Below are 17,029 nucleotides of genomic sequence, written 5' to 3' on the forward strand. Positions count from 1 at the left end.
ACGTGATCGCCGCACCCTTTATTCAGCCCTATCAAGCCTTCGCGGACTTCAAGTAGGTAAGAGAGCCACAATGCGAGATCACACCAAGTTCCTGAAAGAGGCATCCTTCGTCGACGGGAGATGGATTCCGGCGCACAATGGCGAAGTTCAGGAAGTCGTAAATCCTGCGACCCTAAAAGTCCTCGGCACTGTACCCCATTGCGGCCGTGAAGAGACGTCGCAGGCAATCGAAGCCGCGCACACTACCCTTCCGAGCTGGTCTTCCAAGACAGCGAAGGAAAGGGCGTCATACCTTCACAGGTTGGCGAACCTCATCGAGGAACACACGGAAGCCCTTAGCCATCTCCTCACGCTTGAGCAGGGTAAGCCCATCGCCGAAGCGCGCGGCGAGGTCGGCATGTCGGCAGCCTACGTCCGCTGGTTCGCCGAAGAGGCGCAGCGCGTCTATGGCGACGTCATCCCATCCCCCTGGAAAGGCCGCAAAATCCTGGTTACGAAGCAGGCGATTGGGGTGGTCGGCGCGATTACCCCTTGGAACTTCCCCTCCTCAATGATCGCGCGCAAGCTTGCCCCTGCGCTGGCCACGGGCTGCACGATCGTCATCAAACCGGCGACGCAGACGCCGTATTCCGGCCTCGCGTGGGGTGTTCTGGTCGAGTTGGCAGGTATACCATCTGGCGTCGTCAATATTGTCACCGGCTCCCCACCAGAAATCGGAGCGACCCTAACCTCCGATCCACGAGTCAAGAAGATCACCTTCACAGGATCGACGCCGATCGGGAAACTTCTCGCCGAACAGTCTGCGAAGACTCTGAAAAAGGTCTCAATGGAGCTCGGTGGCAATGCGCCGTTCATTGTGTTCGATGACGCGGATGTTCACCGGGCGGTGGAAGGAGCGATCGCGGCGAAGTTCCGCAATTCCGGCCAGACGTGCGTTTGCACGAACAGGTTCCTAGTGCAGTCAGGTATCCACGACGTCTTCGTCCAAAAGCTGTCGGATGCCGTGGCGGGTTTGAAAGTCGGCAACGGCCTCGAAGCCGGCGTGGCTCAGGGACCACTTATCGACGGCAAGGCGGTCGCGAAAATCGAGGAACACATCGCGGATGCAGTTTCCAAGGGGGCGCGAGTCTGCGTGGGCGGCAACCGACACGCCCTAGGGGGCACTTTTTTCGAGCCGACGATCATCGAAAACGTTCGACCGGACGCTCTTGTCGCCAGCGATGAAACCTTCGGTCCGCTTGCACCCATATTCCGGTTCGAGACGGAAGCTGACGCGGTCAGGCTGGCAAACGACACCGAGTACGGACTCGCATCGTACCTTTATACCCAAGATCTCGGCAGGGCGTTTCGGATGTCAGATGCCTTGGAATACGGCATGGTTGGCATCAACGAGGGCATCATCACGACCGAAGTCGCTCCCTTCGGCGGCCTCAAGGAGTCCGGCATCGGAAAGGAAGGCTCCAAATACGGCATCGAAGACTACCTTGCGGTAAAATATGTCTGCCTTGGCGGTCTCGCATGAAATCGTTGGCAGGCGCGACGACGATCCAACCCGGGAAATTTTCTAGAGCACCTTTTTTGGGGAGTTAGTTCGAACCTGCGGCCGTCGACCAGCTGGCTGACGCCCACGCCAGTCGAGATGCAGAGTTCAGCGAGATGTGCGCGGATCGAATGTAAGAGAAACCGCCACTTCCAGCGCCTCGCGGATGAACTGCGCCTTCTCGACATCGGCAAGCCGGATCGGCGCCACGAAGCTGCCGCGCTGCGGCAGGATGAGCGTCTCCGAGGGCAGCATCGCCGGCGTGGTATTGGCGACATCTCAATTGTCCGGAAGAGCGGGGTATTGGAACGAATTTGCAATGTAGGAATACGCGCCGAAGACCATCCTCACGGTTCGATTGACGCTCTTCTCCCAGCAGAAGAATCGGCCGACGGACCGGTTCTCGCTGAAATCGACCAGAACCACGGACTCGACCGGAAGATTGCTCTCGGTCCAGTTCAGGATATACAGGCCATCAGCCACTTCGTAGTGAGCGCAGTTCTCGGTGTCGGCGGCGCCGCGCTCGATTCCCCGCAGGCAATGCCAGCTGAAGGTGCCGCTGTTCAAATAGAAGTGCTCGTACCAGTCGCGGTCGTTGTAGCGATGAAGCGCGTGCTTGCCGACGAGCTTCGAGGTGCGCTCGAGAGCCTGTAGTTGTTGCCCCGGCAATGCGACGGTGGAGGTCACGGTCCTCGTCCGGATCCCGCGTTCGTTCTCGGTCAAAGACGACTCGAACAGCCATCCCCTTCCCTTGTTCTGATCGAACACAAGCGTACGTTCGGTGCTCTGCTCTGCGTCGGCAAACGTCAGGTAAAAGACCCCTGGACGCATTTCGAACACGTCTCCGGGCGCCGAAACCTCCGACCCCTCGCCTTTCCATGAGAACACATCCCCGACCATCAACTGGAAGCTGGAAGTGGCGTCAGGCCCGTCAAACAGAGTCAGCGACTGTCCGTCAAGCTTCGCGGTTTTCGGCGGAAGATAATCGTCATATCCTTTAGCCAGATCTTCAATGCTCGGCCACTGATCGCGATCGACGAACTGAAGGTTTGACGAAATCTCGACAAGTTTCTGGGTGTTATCCATCTGCTCCTCCCGCAACTGAACAGGCGCATTCTTACGACTGAACGGCTCCACACCAGTCACCTTGAAGGGTGACATACCTCCCGTCACCTCCTTGCTCGTGTTGCAATGCACCCAACGACAGCGGAGCCGACCCCGATGGTCGAAGTTCCGCGTCTTTATTTCACTTTTGACAGCCTATTGCCCGCCGGGACGGTTCGATCCGAACGCGCGCAGCCATGCTCGGTGGCGAATTGTTTCGCACATGCAGCACGGATGCATGTCCTGCCTGAGCCCTTGACCCGTCGAAAAGCCCGTGCCTAGTTGTCGAATATTCGGACATTGGGGACCGATAATAGGACAAAAAGATGACCAACTCGCAAAACGACACTTCAACTGGGAGCCACGCTCGGCGTAAGCTCGGGCCTGTTCAGATTGCTATCCTGATCTTGGCCGCGTCGACACCGTTGGCCACCGTTGTGACCACCATGCCCCTCGGCCTCGCTTTCGGCGGCACATCGGTTGTGTTTGCCTTTCTGGCCTCAGGTCTGCTGATCGCCCTTTTCTGCGTGGGCTACGGCCAAATGAGCAGAAGGATCACACGCCCCGGTGCGTTTTACAGCTATGTCACCAAGGGCTTCGGGCCCGTCGCGGGCGTTGCGACAGCATTCGTCGCACTGCTGGGATACATCGCCTTCCTCGCGGGCGCTCTCGCTATCCCATCGTTCTTCGCCAGCGAAGTTCTCAAGGCAGAGTTCTCGTTGGATGTCTCGTGGGGACTCTACGCATTCTTCCTCCTCGTCGCCGCAGCATTTTTTGGTCTGCGGGGGATCGACTTCAACGCGCGATTCATGTGCTTTACGATTGTATTGGAACTCGTGCTCGTGTTCGCTCTTGTCGTCGCGATTATCGTGTCTCGCGGGGCAGAGGCCTTCCCGACGGATATTTTCGGCTACCAGTCAATTGCCGGAGGTAACTTCGGTGTAGCCATCATTTTCGCGATCATGTGTTTCGTTGGATTTGAGTCCGCCGCGCTTTACGCTCCGGAAGCACGCAATCCCGAGGATACCGTCCGCTACGCCACCTACCTCGCAGCCGCATTGATTACCGTCGTGTATGCTGTCGCGGCCTGGGTGCTGATCGGCGCCGTCGGCTCCGCTGCCGCACAGCAGGCTGCATACGCCGACATCGGGCAGTTCGTTTTCAAACTGAACACACAATATGTCGGCGTCTGGGGCACAACTGCAATGTCGTTCGCGCTGATCCTCGCGCAGTTCGTGTCGTTCCTCGCCCTCGCCAATGCGACCGCCCGGTACCTGAGCAGCCTCGGGAAGGAGGGTATCCTCCCGCGTATGATCGGTCGCGAGAATGCCGAGACCGGCTCTCCGTCGGTGGCAATTGTCGTTACGCTCTTGATCTGCGCTCTGCTCGTCGGCGGAATGGGTGCCGCGGGCCTCGATCCCTACACGGACATTTCGTCCGTCCTCTTCGGCATCGGCATCGTCGCGATCGTCGTTCTCCAGGCAGTAGCATCCCTCTCGGTGATCGCGTACTTCTCGAAGCTTCCCGAGCAGCGCAATTGGTGGGCAACGCTTGTAGCTCCGCTACTCGCTGTTGCTGGTCTTCTTGCGGCGACTGCCCTTATGGTGAGCGAATTCAACCTTGTGACGGGCAAGGAGTCACCGGCCATTATGGCGCTGCCGTGGCTGATCGTGGTGTTCGCCGCTGCGGGCGCAGGCCAAGCCCTTTGGCTGAAGTCCCGTCAGCCCGAAGTCTACGAATTGCTCGGCGCAGGCGACACGTACCAGCAAAGTGCCAAGCTGCAAGCCGAAAGCGCTGCCATCGCGAGCACGTCAGCCTCGACTGCGAACTGACAACATTCCTGAAAAAAGGCGGCGATTTCGATCGCCGGCTTTTTCGCTTCAAGCTCTCGCGGGCCGTATTGTAGCTCGGCTGCACGCGATGGAATTCAACCATCGACGGCCGCGCTGTGAGCGAGCGAACAAGCCGTCTCGTCAACGCTAAAACCATGTCATCTCAAAGGGGACCAACGGCGGCTGACCGCCCCTCTCGCCGTCGCATTGTGTCACTTTTCAGGGTGATATTCGCACAACTCGACAAATGCCACAGTCCGGAAAATCCTAAGAGCCAGATATTGGAGAAATTTATGTCGACCCATACCGCAGGCTACCGTTCACCGGGCGAAGTCATGATGTCGGAGCTGTTTCCGAACCACGACGGTGCTCGCCCCCTTTCTGTGGACGATCTCGCCGGGAAGAGCGTCGAAATAGCGTTGGACGAAGGCTCGATGGTGACGCTTTCGTTCGAGGACGGCTCCGTTGACGTCAATGTCAGCCACTATGGGTCCTTCGCCTTTCTCTCGGGCAAGCTCGCCTGCGAAGTTATTTCCGTGACGGACACCATCCTTGGAGCCATTTTTGCGGATGAGCGCACCCAGTCGTCCTACTATGTAATCTTCGAATTCGACAAGAGCCGCGCGTTCGTCGTTCACTCGGACATTCTCTCCGGCCCGGCCGGCACGGGCGAGCGCACCCGCTTCTACCAAGGCGGAATCGGTGGAGCAGACGCGGAACGCTTCGAGCACACGTCAGAGCTCGTCGGAAAGCGCGTATTCTGGAAGTACAGCAATACCCACCACTTCGAGCACATCTATCTCGAACCGAACCGCTATTGCTGGCATGGCATTAAAGGTCCCGAAAAGGGCATGGGCGGCGTCGAGCCGACGTCAGCTTTCAAAATCAAGGACGGCCTTTACCTCTTTTCGTGGTCTGACACGTCGGTGGCGTTCAACGGCACGATCGTGATCGATCTCCAAGGCCACGTCCGCTGCCTCGGTCGCCTTTTCGGCTGGGAGCGCTCCGAGCAGAAGGGCTGGCAAATTATCGTCGGCGGGCCAGGACAGCTTCTCAACGAAACCGCGCAGCCCGCCGACCTCTAAAACTGAGGCGGACAGTTCGCTCAGAGCCGTTCGCCGATTTCTCGCGACGCGACCTGCAAAGGCTTCACGAATTCCACGAGATGCGCCGACCGCGTGCTCGGGACCAGAATTCCCAGGCTGACTTGGCATCGGCCGTCTTTTTCGAGAACCGGAACAGCGACGCCATGTACTCCAAGCTGAAGTTCGTCATGGGTAATCGCAAAGCCGTCATTGCGCGTGACATTGATCCGGTCCCGCACAGTGTCCGGGTCGGTCGCCCTCTTGAGGACCCGCGCGACGATCTTGTCGCTCTGGAAAGCGAGAAGAGACCATCCGCTCGCTCCCCTGTCGAGGGAATGCCTGGAACCGGGGTTGTGCTCGACGCGGACGAGGTGCTTCTGGCCGAGCGCCTGATCGATGACAACGGCTTCGAGGTTGTCAATAGCGTGAAGGACAACGGTCTCGCCTGTCTCCTGGGCCAGACGAACCATAATGGGCTTAGCGATCGTCCTGACATCCAGGTCAATCTGCTTGGCGAGCTTCAGGACAGCTGGACCGATAGTGTAACCGTCGTCCCCGCGCCGTACGTAAGCCCGCTGCGAGAGCGTGGTCAGGAGGCGATAGGCAACGGTCCGGTTGATCTCACAATGCCGCGCGATTTCCGCCGCACTCAGCGGACCTTCCTGCGCCACGGCCTCCAGCACAGTAAGCATTTGATCTCCAGTCAACGAAATTTCCGCCACGTCCCTCTCCATCCAGCAATCGCGACTGTCCGCTCATACTATCAGTCACGGCTCGCGAGCAATCACGACACGTCGAAGTGCCCGATTTTCGGACGCGACATCGACATGCGTTGACCTCGCCAAAGATGATCTATAAACGAACATAGTTCAACGATAATCGGAACAAAAAAATGAAACTCCTCAGCTACGAAGAAAACGGAAAACCGCGCTTCGGCGCACTCGTCGAGCATCGAGTTGTAGACTTCGAGCGCGCCAGCGCCGCATACGCAAAGCTCGATTCTTCGGTCAAGCAACTGCCCTCTAGCGTCGAACTCTTTTTCGACGAGATCGATGAACTGGACTCCTCTGCCCGCAAAATCGTGGCGAAATTCATCGAAGACGGCGCTTCCGACGCCTCGATCTCGGCACCACTCGAAGGCCTCAAGATCCTCGCGCCGATCAAGCGCCCTCCCAAGATCATCTGCGTAGCGCGCAACTACGCCGAACATGCGAAAGAAGCCGGACTTGAAATCTCGCCCATCCCCATCCTCTTTGCCCGATTCTCCAACACGTTCGTCGCGGACGGCGATCCGATCGTGGTGCCCAAGGTCTCCGACAGTGTGGATTGGGAAGGGGAACTCGCCATCATTATTGGCAAGGACACAAAGGGGCGCCGCCTCAGCAAAGAAGAGGCTATGGATTACGTCTACGGATACTCCGTCTTCAATGACGTCAGCATTCGCGACTACCAGTTCCGCGTGACGCAGTACACTGCCGGAAAGAACTTCCGCGCCTCCGGTCCGTTCGGCCCGGTGATCGTCACCGCCGATGAGGTGGCGGATCCGCACAAGCTGGATATCAAGACCACCCTCAACGGGCACGTCATGCAGTTCGCCAACACCGATACCATGATCTACAACATTCCGACGATCCTGGAACATATCTCGGAATTCATTGATCTCGAAGCGGGTGACGTCATCCCCACGGGCACCCCTGCGGGGGTCGGCTTCAAGCGCAAACCTCCGGTATTCCTCAAGCACGGCGACGTCATCACCGTCGAAATTCCGGGCATCGGCATTCTCTCCAACCCGGTCGCCGATGAGGCTTGATGATGAGCCAGGAAGTCTTTGATCGGGGTCTCGAGATCCGGAAGGAAGTCCTCGGGGCCGAGTATGTCGAGAAGTCGCTGCACGCCGCCGACGATTTCAATCGCGATTTCCAGAACATCGTCACTGAGTTTTGCTGGGGCGCAGGCTGGGGTCGGAGCGCGCTTTCCAGGCGGGATAAAAGCCTGCTGAACCTTGTCATGCTGGGCGCCCTCAACCGAGGCAGTGAGTTCAAACTCCATCTGCAGGGCGCTCTCACGAACGGCTGCACCAAGGATGAGATCAAGGATACTTTGATCCAGTTGGCGATCTACGCCGGTATCCCCGCAGGAGTAGAAGCGTTCCGATTGGCGCGCGAGGTTTTCGCGGAACTCGAAAACGAGAAAACAGCCTAATACTGGACGGCGCGGCGCGGTCGGAAAACAGCCGCGGCCGATCCCTTCGTCACCCTTGACGGTGATACCCAAATCCAAAGCAATTAAGCATGTTCACAATACGAACTAAGTTGTTCGATAACCGCCTCAACGAGGGAGAGCCCTACATGCAGACGCGAGTTGCGAAGCTCGGCCATATCGGACTAACCGTCCGTGATATCGACCGCACGGTTCAGTTCTACGAGCGCTACCTTGGTATGCGCCTCACTGAGAAGTTCGAGTACCCGCCGGAGAAGATCGGCCACGGTGTGGCTGTGCAGGCGGGCGCATTCATCCGCTGTGACGTCACCCATCACGAGCTCTCGATCTTCAAGATGCGAAGCGACATCATCCCAGACGATGCGCCGGATGCGCCGCGCTACGGCTTCGGGCTTCACCATATCGCATTCGAACTCGCGTCTCCTCAGGACCTCCTTGCCCTTCTCAAGAAGATGAAAGAGGAAGGCGTGGAGATCGTCAACTGCCGCAAGGGCGGACCGGGCAACCAGCCGCGCTTCTACGCCCGGGATCCCGATGGCAACCTGCTCGAATTTTACTGGGGGATCGATCAGATCGGTTGGGATGGCGCGCCGCGCGCCTACGACGCCATCAGGGAAATCGATCTCTTCAATTTCGACTTCGAAGCTTATGTCGATAAGCGCGAGGCAGACGCTCAGGAAGCGCGCAATGGCATCCGCAGCAGGCAAAACCCTCAATAATCCGGCTCTCGAACTACTCGTCTCCGCAAACCAGCTGAACCGAGGCGACAGGAATCACCTCGTGGGCCTCGCGGTCGAGAATGCCGGCAAGGTGATCGAGAAGATCAGCGGGGTCACCGACAAGCCGATCAAATATATGGTGCTGTCTCACTATCACGCAGTGCGCGTGCTCGGCGCCTCGGCCTACGGTGCGTCAGAGATCATCATGTCGCACAAGGCGCGCGCCATGGTCGCCGAGCGCGGTCAGGAAGACTGGGATTCCGAGTTCGGTCGTTTCCCGCGGCTCTTCCAATGGGCACGAGTCGATCCCTGGGCTGACCTGGCCGACGCTGACCTTCGACGACGGCCAGACGCTCGGTTTCGGCAAGCGCCGCGTCGACCTGAAATTCCTCGACCGAGCGCACACGGCTGGCGATATCGTCGCGCATGTCCCGGACGCCAACGCGATGTTCACCGGCGATATCGTGAGGTTCTGCGTTGCCTGGACATGTCCTTGATCTTCGGTTGTTCTGGTATGCCTTGGCATCCGCCGAGCACGGCAGCTTTCGGGGCTTCCCAAGTCCCATCCACTGGCCGGTGCGCGCAGGTTGACCCTCGAAGTCCTCCGCCTCGAGCAATTCATCCTCTGCGCGGGTGGGCTAGTATCAGACATCGAGGAACACCTGGTGCGGCGGATGGCCAAATGGGGCGTGAAGCCGCGAGTTCAGTTGCATCGGGTTGATCAATGCAATCTCATCAACATGGTGGCGATGGGATTCGGCGTGACGATCATCGTCGGGCCACCGCCGCGCGCTGCTACCGACGGCGTCGTGCTCGTTCCTCTTGCTGGTTGGAATGTCGTATCGCTGAGCGCGGTCTGGATGGAATCCAACCCTAATCCTGCGCTCAAAGGCCAAACCCAGTGATCTATACCCGGAACAAGGTTCGCAACGTCATATCAACGTTAAAGGTGATCTTTCATGAAATTGGAAGGCAAAACTGCCGTCATCACCGGCGCTGGCCGCGGTATCGGGCGAGCTACCGCGCACGCCCTGGCTAGGGAAGGCGCTAACATCGTTCTCGCGGCGCCCCAGGCGTCTATATTCTGCACTACTCTATAGCCAGGGAAAGTGGGCGGCCGCGCCCGCCCCTCGACAGGGTAGGCGATGATTCTCGACCTTGCCTTTAGAGATTTCGTTGACGCGCTTGAAACTGCCGACAACGAGATTGGTTTCAAGAGTGCAGCGGATCGTTTTGCCCACGGACTGGGCTACCGATGGTTTGCCTATCTCGGGTTTTCGGAACCAGCGCTCAAGGTTCTCTCTTCATATCCAGGTTCATGGGCGCGGCAGTACATCGAGGAACGATACGAGGATATTGACCCCGTCGTCGGGTTGGCACGATCATCGCAACGGCTGTTTCAATGGGATCGGCGGACGTTTCGACTGCCATCAGCATCTCAGCAGCGCTTTTTCGCTGAGGCCGCCAAATTCGGGATTCACAGTGGCGCGACTGTTCCTATACGGGGCGGTTTTGGGCGCTTCGCAGCGTTCACGCTCGCGGGCAATCGGGACGCAAGTCTCGAAGGTCGGCCGACCGAGGTACTGGACATCCTGCAACTTGCAGGCCTTTACTATCACGCGCACGTTTACGCGAAACTCCAATTGGGCCTGACCCGCCTTGCCGACGCGCCGCTCACTCAAAGGGAGCGGCAGTGCCTTTTCTGGGCGGCGCGCGGCAAGAAGATGCCAGAAACCGCTAAAATTCTCGGCATCAACACGCGAACAGTGGTCTTCCATCTTGAGAATGCCCGGTCGAAGCTCAGCGCGTCCACAGTGACCCAAGCCGTAGCCGAGGCCGTGTACCGTGGCCTGATCTTGTCCTAAGGAAGTAAGGAAGCGTTCGACGCTGCTTCCCGCAAGACCGCCACGGGCGCTCTGATGTGGCGACTCGACTTCTGACCGGCGTCTCCAAAGATTCACCAGCCATTGCTACTGTAGAAAATGGCTGTTGTACGCGAAATTTACGCTAGAGCTTGCTCGCCTACCCGCCCTGTAAAACTCTACAGCTACGCGTATCGTCTCACCGTGCTCTTTGTTTTCTGCAAACAAAGGAGCCCGTTGCTATGCGTGTAATCTCAATTGCTCACTCCGACTACTCTGAATTTCCCGATCTGATCGCGGGGATGCACCGCTTGCGCTATCGCGTTTTTCGGGATCGTCTGAACTGGGATGTTTCTGTTTCGGGCGATATGGAGATCGACGCTTACGACGCGCTTAAGCCAACATACATTATTGCCGTAGGCGACAGCAGTTCGGTGATTGGCTGTGCAAGGCTGCTGCCGACAACAGGGCCGACAATGCTGGCGAACACCTTCCCGGCGCTGCTTGGATCGAATTCCCCTCCGCGAAGCGACTCCATGTTCGAAAGTTCGCGCTTCTGTGTAGATACAAGCGCGGCGGACAGCGTAGCCGCCACTGGGCTTCGCGACGCGACGTTCAGTCTCCTCGCGGGGATTCTCGAGTGGGGACTATCGAAGGATCAAGAGGCGGTGGTCACGGTAACGGACGTTCGATTTGAGCGCATCTTGAGGCGTGCTGGATGGCCACTCGAACGCTTTGCTCCGCCGATGCAGATTGACGACACAAAGGCTTTGGCCGGTCACCTGCCGATCTCTGAATCCGCGCTGATGATCGTCCGCGAGATGGGGCAGATCCAAGGGCCAGTGCTCGCGGCTCGCTTCACCCATCAGGCGGCGGCGTGATCACGGCTGCTGCTCGTCGATAATGGCAATCGAACTGCGCCATCTTCGTTACGCTGTCGCCGCCGCACAATATGGCAGCTTCCGTCGTGCGGCTGAGGCGCTTGGCGTCAAGCAGTCGTCGCTCAGCCGCCGCATTCGCCAGATGGAGGATCGTCTGGGCGTCGCGGTGTTCGAGCGATCGAGCAGCGGCGTGCGGCTGACAACGGCCGGCACCGAAATTCTGCGCACCTCCCAGCACTTGGTCGATGGGCTGGACCACATGATGGCGTCAGCCAAGGCCGCAGGCCGGGGGGAGTCCGGCCGGCTAGCGATCGGCTTCTACACCTCGCTGTCGGCGGGGAATTTGCGCGCGAGCTTGATGGAATATGCGCGACGATTCCCTGAGGTGGAAATCCGCACGATCGAGGGGGCGCGGGCGAGTCTTTTCGTGGGTCTGGAGCATAGCACGCTCGACATTGCCTTCGTCACCGGCGACCCGGCCGTTCGCGATGGGGGTGCAATGGCCTTGTGGGGCGAACGCATTATGGTCGCTCTCCCGGAGAGCCATCCCCTGACAGCGAACGAGGTAGTGTATTGGACCGACCTCAGAAGCGAGACCTTGCTGCTGAGCCAGCGCGATCCTGGACCGGAACTCCGGGACATTCTGCTGGCAAAACTCGCCTCACCCGGCGTCCAGCCTAAGATTGTCAGCGAGGACGTCAGCCGCGAAGGCATAATGAGTTTGGTGAGTGCAGGCTTCGGCGTCAGCCCGATCTGCGAGTCTGGGATCGGCGCCAATTACGCCGGCGTTGTCTATCGCGATGTGCAGGACGGCAACGGCCTGAGCTGGATCAGCTACGCCGCCTATTGGCAGAGGAACAACGACAACCCGGCGCTCGCGCACTTCCTCACGCTGTTGGAGGAGCGCTATCCTTCGCTGTCAACTAGAACTGCCGAATCCGCCGCGCCTTCGCGAACGCCCGATCCGTCGCCATGAAGCGCTCAATCATCGGCGCGACTAGCTTGGCCGGTTCGCCAACAGGCTGGCCAGTCTCCCGGCCGAGAACCTCGGCGTAGGCGATGAGATCCCGATGAACGGCGGCCGGAAGTTCGATCGACATCTTGACTGGCTTGTCGTCGGCAATAGCCCCAAGTTTCAGCTTGGCCATCGATCAGCCTCCGTAGGGTTCGAGGACGAGATCGCGGGTGACGATCACACGGACGGGGAAGCCCGGCCGAATGGTCAGCGTCGGGGCGATATCGAGCTGACGGCCGACGATCTGCTGCCCGATTTGGCTAGTGCTGTTGGACGCGCCCTGGCGCAGCGCGCGGACAATATCACTTTCATCGCTCGACGATCCGCTCTCCGCGCCAATGCTAAGCAACGTGGAGAGCGCGGCGGCCTTGAAGAGTTCGCGCCAGTGATAATCGACACCGTCCTCAAGCCCGGCATAGCCTTCAGAGTCGGCGCCAGGCTGCCGTTCCAGCACGATGGACCTGCCGTTCGGCATGATGATGCGGTTCCAGACCAGCAGCACGCGGCGCTGACCGAAGCCGACACCATTGTCGTACTGACCGATCAGCCGCGCTCCCTGCGGGATGATGAGGAGCCGCCCGGTTGGGCTGTCATAGACGTTCTCGGTCACCTGAGCGGTGATCTGGCCGGGTAGGTCGGAGCGGATGCCGGTGATGAGGGCGGCCGAGATGATCGAACCTGCCTGCAGGACATAGGGCGAGGCCGGCGGTGCGACACGATCGGGGCTGACGGTTCGGCGGTCGGCGGCGGCGTTGATGAAGGCTGCCTGCCGTTCCTGCGCGGTAGGGGTCGCAGGTTCTGGCGCAAGACCAAGGCCCGCGAGCGGCGGCGTCTCAATGGCCGGTGCTTCGATCGGCGCGCGTGGTGGAGTGGCCGGTGCGGACCGCGTTTCGGTGCCGGCGAATAGCCGACTGGTACGCGCGGCGTCAATCTCCTGAAGTCGGCGTTGTTCCTCGGCGCTGAGGCCTGCAACGGGCTGACCACGGTTCTGGGCGCTGAGTATCGGACGCCCCAGGTCACCAGGAAGCGGAGGCCCTAGTTGAGGGACAGTAGGCTGAGGCACGCCGGAATAGTCGCGTGGCAGTCCGGTAAGACCGTCCGCCGTGGTGCGGTTGTCGGTCGAATACAGTTCTTCGTTGCCGGGGCCACCATGACGTGTCTGCAGCGCGTAGATCAGCGCGCCTCCAACGCCGAGGCTGGCGACCAGGCCGAGCCCGGCCAGCACACGGCGGGACAGGCGCGTGACGCGAGGCGCCTCGCCACGCAGACGCATGGGCGCGGGACCAGGCGCTCCGCCTCCGGCCGGCCCTTGTTCTTCTTCCTCCCGGTCTTCGCTCATGACGCGGGCCTCACGTCGGTGCGGACGATCCGGATGCGCTGTTGCTTGCGACCGCTGCCGAAACGCAGTTCGGCCGCAGCGAACATCCGGTCGACGATCATGTGATTGCCTCGGACGCGGTAGTTCACGAGTTCGGAAGTATCGCCCTCGGGACCGACGATGAACAAAGGCGGCATTTCGCCCTGTCCAATGCCGCGCGGGAATTCGATAAAGACCTGGCGGCCATCGTCAAAGGCGCGCAGCGGCCGCCACGGCGCGCGGTCGCCTTCTATGGAATAGCGGAAGTTGATCGACGCGAGGTCGACGCCGGTGGCGACAGGCTGGGCGGCCTGAGCCTGGGCGTTCTGGCGTCGAAGGGCAATAAGCTGATCCTTGGGATACTGCCAGGAAACCGAGGCCATGTAGGTCTTCTCGGTTGATCGCAGCTCTATGTGATAGGTGCGTTGATCGGTATTGATGACGAGGTTCGTCGTCAGATCCGCACGGGTCGGCTTGACGAGGATGTGGATCTGCTGCGTTGCGCCCGAGCCGCTTTCGGTGTCGCCGATCACCCAGCGCACCGTGTCGCCAGCGGCCACGGGGCCAGAGCCCACGAGTTGCTCGCCGGGCTGCAGGGCGACGTCGGTGATCTGTCCGACTGCGGCATAGACCTGATAGAGCGCGCCCTCTGTGAACGGGTAGACCTGCATCGCATTGATGAAGCCGTCTCGAACAGGCTGCATGCGCGCGGCCGCGTTGGCCTGGTTGACGCGGACGGTGGGCTCTGCGGGTTCAGGGGCCTGGCGGGTTTCTTTGATTGGCTTCAACTGGCCCGGCAACGGCAGAGGTCGGGGAAGTTCGACGACCTGGACCGGCGCCGGCGGCGCGGGCGCGAACACAGCGGGCTGCGGATCGTCGTAGGAGATCTGCGGCGGTTTTTTGGTGGCGCAGCCGCCAAGCGCTGTTGCGGAGAGCAGCATAAGCGGAAGCACGGATTTGCGGAAACGAGGAAATCCGGCTTTCAGTGGATCTGTCCCAACAGTCGTGCGGGTATCAAAGATCATTGGCCCAACTCCTTCGACCAGTTGATGGCGTTGATGAAGACGCCGAGGGGATTCTTGCGCAGCCGCTCAGCGTCGCGTGGCGGCTGGATGACGACGGTGAGGATGGCGGTCCAACGCTCGGTGGATGCGAGCGAACCGTCCTGGTAGCGGCGCTCCACCCAAGCGACCCGGAAGGAGTCCGGCGAGGCGCGTATGACGCTCGACACGTCGACGGCAATTTGCTGCTTGCCGACCTTGGAGAAGGGCTCGTTGGCGCGGGCGTAGTCGTTCAGCGCCAGCGCTCCGCGGTCGGTCGTGAAGTCGTAGGCCCTGAGCCAGTTCTGGCGAACGATAATCGCGTCTGCTGGGATCGAGCGGACCTCTTCGATGAAGCGAGCCAGGTGCCAGGCGATCTGCGGATCGGTCGGGCGGTAATCCGCGACGGCCGGCTCGACCGCCTGGGCCTGACCGAGCCGGTCGACCTGCACGACCCACGGCACTACCGTCCCGCGCCCCGATTGCCAGACCAGCGCCGCCGCGAAGCCGCTGGCGAGCAGTAGTGAGCCAAAAGCCATCAAGCGCCAGTTCTTCGCCTGGACGCGCGCCGAGCCGATGCGGTCATCCCAGACCTGGGCGGCTTTTTGGTAGGGGGTCTCGGGTACGGGTGTCTTGCCGTAGTGGGTGGACGGTCGTTTGAACATCAGCGGTCGCCTTCTGAGAGATTGATGGATGAGCCGCCGCCATGGGGTTCGCCCGATCGGACAGCATGGCTGACGGCCGAGACCCCGTGGCTGACGGTCTGGGAGCGCTTCATGCGCTTGGCCCAGGCGGGCGGCGTCGAGGAGCCTGCGGTATAGGAAGGATCGTTCGCTGCATCAGCGGCGCCGCCGATCGTGCCGTCGGTCGATTCGCCGCCAGTGGCCTCGAAGGCCGCTTTCATGCCGCTGGAGAAGCCCTGCGTCATGCCGCCGGCGGCGCGGGACGCGGCGCGCCTGAGTGGCGATGTGGCAGCGCTGGCGCCGGCGCGCGCGACGCCGCTCAGGCCGGCGGCAACGCCGGCCGCGCCAGTCTGGCCGGCAGAGGCGAGGCTGTAGGAGGTCGCTGCACCGCCGGCGAGCGCCGCGCCACCGCGCGCAGCGGTTGTGGCACCACCTGCCACCGCGCCGGCGCCGCCAGCGACCGCGCCAAGGGCCGCCCCACCCGCCATCACCATGCCGCCAGCAGCGAGGCCTGTGCCGACAGCGGCGCCAGCGCCGAGGTGCGGTCCGCCGGACACGAGGCCGTTGGCGATGCCGGGGCCGAAGATGCCAAGACCGAGCAGCGCGAGCGCTGCAAGCACGATCGCCATGGCATCGTCGATGGTGGGTGCAGCACCTCCGAAGCCGGAAGTGAATTCGGAGAAGAGTGTCGAGCCGATGCCGATGATAACGGCGAGCACCAGGACCTTGATGCCGGAGGAGATGATGTTGCCGAGCACGCGCTCGGCCATGAAGGCGGACTTGCCGAAGAGGCCGAAGGGGATCAGCACGAAGCCCGCCAGCGTGGTCAGCTTGAACTCGATGAGCGTGACGAAGAGCTGGACCGCGAGAATGAAGAAGGCAAACAGCACCAGCGCCCAGGCCAGAAACATGCAGGCGATCTGGATGAAGTTCTCGAAGAACGACCAGTAGCCCATCAAGCCGGAAATGGAGTCGAGCAGCGGGCGGCCGGCGTCCAACCCTGTCTGGGCGACCTTGCCGGGGCGCAGAAGATCCGCGGTCGGAAAGCCGGTGCCGGAGGCCTTGAGGCCAAGGCCGGCGAAGCTCTCGAAGACAATGCGGGCGAGATTGTTCCAGTTGCCGATAATGTAGGCGAACACGCCGATGAAGAGCGTCTTTCTCACCAGGCGCGCGATGATGTCGTTGTCGGCGCCCCAGGACCAGAACAGCGCCGCCAGCGTCACATCGATCACGATCAGCGTGGTGGCAATGAAGGCGACCTCGCCACCGAGCAGGCCGAAGCCGGAATCGATGTAGCGGGTGAAGACTTCGAGAAAATGATCGATGACGCCGGTGCCGCCCATGACGCTATTGGGACTCCGGGCGTTCGGTCGATGGCAGCGCGGGCGCGAGGAAGCGGCGGCGGTTCTCGGCCCAGATGCGCAGGCATGCCGAATCGCGCGTGCCCGCTTCGCCAAGATCCCGGCACCGGATCAGCTCGCCGCGCAACGGATCGGCGATGATGGCCCCCGATTGGCCGATCGAGGGGATCGTGGAGTGATCTTCCTTCTGGGTCAGTTCGAGCGCGGGGGGCGGGGGCGCGGCCCCCCCCCCCCCCACCCCCCCCCCCCCCGGGGGGCCGATTTTGGGGCCTAGGGGTGGGCGCGAAGGGGGGGGGGGTCAAGAGGGCGGGGGGCCGCCGGGTGGGGGGG

The 17,029-nt window shown here is 61.0% G+C and carries 20 protein-coding genes and 1 pseudogene; 12 read left to right on the forward strand and 9 right to left on the reverse strand.

Features of this window, described 5'->3' with window-relative positions; all coding sequences use genetic code 11:
- The first annotated feature begins 70 nt into the window (after positions 1-70).
- Positions 71-1,522 carry an NAD-dependent succinate-semialdehyde dehydrogenase gene (locus tag NKH21_RS27185; RefSeq protein ID WP_352868734.1) on the forward strand — a complete coding sequence of 484 codons (1,452 nt, stop codon included), beginning with the start codon at positions 71-73 and terminating at the stop codon, positions 1,520-1,522.
- A 126-nt stretch (positions 1,523-1,648) separates the two neighbouring features.
- On the opposite strand, the gene NKH21_RS27190 is transcribed toward NKH21_RS27185, so the two are convergent.
- Together NKH21_RS27190 and NKH21_RS27195 are read right to left on the reverse strand one after the other, a co-directional pair.
- Positions 1,649-1,795, reverse strand: a complete 147-nt coding sequence (locus NKH21_RS27190) for a hypothetical protein (RefSeq protein WP_352868737.1) — start codon at positions 1,793-1,795, stop codon at positions 1,649-1,651.
- 24 nt (positions 1,796-1,819) lie between these two features.
- Complete coding sequence (locus tag NKH21_RS27195) at positions 1,820-2,701, reverse strand: MoaF C-terminal domain-containing protein (protein WP_352868740.1); 882 nt, start codon at positions 2,699-2,701, stop codon at positions 1,820-1,822.
- Between the two features lie 269 nt (positions 2,702-2,970).
- Between NKH21_RS27195 and NKH21_RS27200 the strand changes: the two genes are divergently transcribed.
- Positions 2,971-4,476: an APC family permease gene (locus NKH21_RS27200; RefSeq protein ID WP_352868743.1), complete on the forward strand. Its 1,506-nt coding sequence runs from the start codon at positions 2,971-2,973 to the stop codon at positions 4,474-4,476.
- Positions 4,477-4,769: 293 nt separating this feature from the next.
- On the forward strand, positions 4,770-5,561 hold the full coding sequence (locus tag NKH21_RS27205) for a MoaF C-terminal domain-containing protein (protein ID WP_352868746.1): 792 nt from the start codon (positions 4,770-4,772) through the stop codon (positions 5,559-5,561).
- Positions 5,562-5,581: 20 nt separating this feature from the next.
- Here the strand turns inward: NKH21_RS27205 and NKH21_RS27210 are convergent, their stop codons facing one another.
- The gene (locus NKH21_RS27210; protein ID WP_352868749.1) at positions 5,582-6,283 is read right to left on the reverse strand and encodes an IclR family transcriptional regulator; all 702 of its coding nucleotides are present in this window, start codon (positions 6,281-6,283) and stop codon (positions 5,582-5,584) included.
- Positions 6,284-6,453: 170 nt separating this feature from the next.
- Between NKH21_RS27210 and NKH21_RS27215 the strand changes: the two genes are divergently transcribed.
- The 9 genes and pseudogenes from NKH21_RS27215 to NKH21_RS27255 all read left to right on the forward strand — a co-directional run bounded on the left by NKH21_RS27215 (position 6,454) and on the right by NKH21_RS27255 (position 12,219).
- Entirely contained in the window at positions 6,454-7,371 is a 918-nt protein-coding gene (locus NKH21_RS27215; protein WP_352868752.1) for a fumarylacetoacetate hydrolase family protein, read from the forward strand.
- Positions 7,372-7,373: 2 nt separating this feature from the next.
- Entirely contained in the window at positions 7,374-7,763 is a 390-nt protein-coding gene (locus tag NKH21_RS27220; RefSeq protein ID WP_352868754.1) for a carboxymuconolactone decarboxylase family protein, read from the forward strand.
- A 146-nt stretch (positions 7,764-7,909) separates the two neighbouring features.
- Positions 7,910-8,500 (forward strand): VOC family protein, encoded by a 591-nt coding sequence (locus NKH21_RS27225; RefSeq protein ID WP_352868756.1) that lies wholly within the window; start codon positions 7,910-7,912, stop codon positions 8,498-8,500.
- An 82-nt stretch (positions 8,501-8,582) separates the two neighbouring features.
- A pseudogene (locus tag NKH21_RS27230) lies at positions 8,583-8,991 on the forward strand (MBL fold metallo-hydrolase); the annotation flags it as partial.
- 33 nt (positions 8,992-9,024) lie between these two features.
- A complete protein-coding gene (locus tag NKH21_RS27235; RefSeq protein ID WP_352868791.1) occupies positions 9,025-9,405 on the forward strand; it encodes a LysR substrate-binding domain-containing protein in 381 nt (126 codons plus the stop codon).
- Positions 9,406-9,459: 54 nt separating this feature from the next.
- A complete protein-coding gene (locus tag NKH21_RS27240) occupies positions 9,460-9,600 on the forward strand; it encodes an SDR family NAD(P)-dependent oxidoreductase (RefSeq protein ID WP_352868759.1) in 141 nt (46 codons plus the stop codon).
- A 45-nt stretch (positions 9,601-9,645) separates the two neighbouring features.
- A complete protein-coding gene (locus tag NKH21_RS27245) occupies positions 9,646-10,365 on the forward strand; it encodes a LuxR family transcriptional regulator (protein ID WP_352868762.1) in 720 nt (239 codons plus the stop codon).
- A gap of 239 nt (positions 10,366-10,604) precedes the next feature.
- On the forward strand, positions 10,605-11,243 hold the full coding sequence (locus tag NKH21_RS27250; RefSeq protein WP_352868764.1) for an acyl-homoserine-lactone synthase: 639 nt from the start codon (positions 10,605-10,607) through the stop codon (positions 11,241-11,243).
- A 22-nt stretch (positions 11,244-11,265) separates the two neighbouring features.
- Complete coding sequence (locus NKH21_RS27255) at positions 11,266-12,219, forward strand: LysR family transcriptional regulator (protein WP_352868766.1); 954 nt, start codon at positions 11,266-11,268, stop codon at positions 12,217-12,219.
- Here the strand turns inward: NKH21_RS27255 and NKH21_RS27260 are convergent.
- Genes NKH21_RS27260 through trbK-alt form a run of 6 tightly spaced genes read right to left on the reverse strand, consistent with a single transcriptional unit; the run spans position 12,167 to position 16,937 of the window.
- Entirely contained in the window at positions 12,167-12,391 is a 225-nt protein-coding gene (locus tag NKH21_RS27260) for a DUF2274 domain-containing protein (protein ID WP_352868768.1), read from the reverse strand. The two genes, NKH21_RS27255 and NKH21_RS27260, sit on opposite strands and share 53 nt — an antisense overlap.
- Positions 12,392-12,394: 3 nt before the next feature.
- A complete protein-coding gene (locus tag NKH21_RS27265) occupies positions 12,395-13,597 on the reverse strand; it encodes a TraB/TrbI/VirB10 family type IV secretion system protein (protein ID WP_352868771.1) in 1,203 nt (400 codons plus the stop codon).
- Positions 13,594-14,640, reverse strand: coding sequence for a P-type conjugative transfer protein TrbG (gene trbG, locus NKH21_RS27270; protein WP_352868773.1), 1,047 nt, complete (start codon positions 14,638-14,640; stop codon positions 13,594-13,596). Before trbG ends, NKH21_RS27265 begins: the two co-directional genes overlap by 4 nt.
- Positions 14,637-15,320, reverse strand: a complete 684-nt coding sequence (gene trbF, locus NKH21_RS27275; RefSeq protein ID WP_352868776.1) for a conjugal transfer protein TrbF — start codon at positions 15,318-15,320, stop codon at positions 14,637-14,639. The genes trbG and trbF overlap by 4 nt, the downstream gene beginning before the upstream one ends.
- Positions 15,320-16,681, reverse strand: a complete 1,362-nt coding sequence (trbL, locus tag NKH21_RS27280; RefSeq protein ID WP_352868778.1) for a P-type conjugative transfer protein TrbL — start codon at positions 16,679-16,681, stop codon at positions 15,320-15,322. Before trbL ends, trbF begins: the two co-directional genes overlap by 1 nt.
- 4 nt (positions 16,682-16,685) lie before the next feature.
- Complete coding sequence (gene trbK-alt, locus NKH21_RS27285; RefSeq protein ID WP_352868780.1) at positions 16,686-16,937, reverse strand: putative entry exclusion protein TrbK-alt; 252 nt, start codon at positions 16,935-16,937, stop codon at positions 16,686-16,688.
- Positions 16,938-17,029: the final 92 nt, after the last annotated feature.

It is taken from the genome of Mesorhizobium sp. M1329 (genome assembly GCF_040318035.1).
Lineage (GTDB): Bacteria > Pseudomonadota > Alphaproteobacteria > Rhizobiales > Rhizobiaceae > Mesorhizobium.

Coding starts and splice junctions, on each gene's coding strand:
- NKH21_RS27265 (WP_352868771.1), bottom strand. CDS start 13,597: ATGAGCGAAGACCGGGAGGAAGAAGAACAAGGGCCGGCCGGAGGCGGA.
- NKH21_RS27255 (WP_352868766.1), top strand. CDS start 11,266: ATGGCAATCGAACTGCGCCATCTTCGTTACGCTGTCGCCGCCGCACAA.
- NKH21_RS27245 (WP_352868762.1), top strand. CDS start 9,646: ATGATTCTCGACCTTGCCTTTAGAGATTTCGTTGACGCGCTTGAAACT.
- NKH21_RS27200 (WP_352868743.1), top strand. CDS start 2,971: ATGACCAACTCGCAAAACGACACTTCAACTGGGAGCCACGCTCGGCGT.
- trbF (WP_352868776.1), bottom strand. CDS start 15,320: ATGTTCAAACGACCGTCCACCCACTACGGCAAGACACCCGTACCCGAG.
- NKH21_RS27205 (WP_352868746.1), top strand. CDS start 4,770: ATGTCGACCCATACCGCAGGCTACCGTTCACCGGGCGAAGTCATGATG.
- NKH21_RS27260 (WP_352868768.1), bottom strand. CDS start 12,391: ATGGCCAAGCTGAAACTTGGGGCTATTGCCGACGACAAGCCAGTCAAG.
- NKH21_RS27220 (WP_352868754.1), top strand. CDS start 7,374: ATGAGCCAGGAAGTCTTTGATCGGGGTCTCGAGATCCGGAAGGAAGTC.
- NKH21_RS27185 (WP_352868734.1), top strand. CDS start 71: ATGCGAGATCACACCAAGTTCCTGAAAGAGGCATCCTTCGTCGACGGG.
- NKH21_RS27190 (WP_352868737.1), bottom strand. CDS start 1,795: ATGCTGCCCTCGGAGACGCTCATCCTGCCGCAGCGCGGCAGCTTCGTG.
- trbL (WP_352868778.1), bottom strand. CDS start 16,681: ATGGGCGGCACCGGCGTCATCGATCATTTTCTCGAAGTCTTCACCCGC.
- NKH21_RS27240 (WP_352868759.1), top strand. CDS start 9,460: ATGAAATTGGAAGGCAAAACTGCCGTCATCACCGGCGCTGGCCGCGGT.
- NKH21_RS27215 (WP_352868752.1), top strand. CDS start 6,454: ATGAAACTCCTCAGCTACGAAGAAAACGGAAAACCGCGCTTCGGCGCA.
- NKH21_RS27250 (WP_352868764.1), top strand. CDS start 10,605: ATGCGTGTAATCTCAATTGCTCACTCCGACTACTCTGAATTTCCCGAT.
- trbG (WP_352868773.1), bottom strand. CDS start 14,640: ATGATCTTTGATACCCGCACGACTGTTGGGACAGATCCACTGAAAGCC.
- NKH21_RS27195 (WP_352868740.1), bottom strand. CDS start 2,701: ATGTCACCCTTCAAGGTGACTGGTGTGGAGCCGTTCAGTCGTAAGAAT.
- NKH21_RS27225 (WP_352868756.1), top strand. CDS start 7,910: ATGCAGACGCGAGTTGCGAAGCTCGGCCATATCGGACTAACCGTCCGT.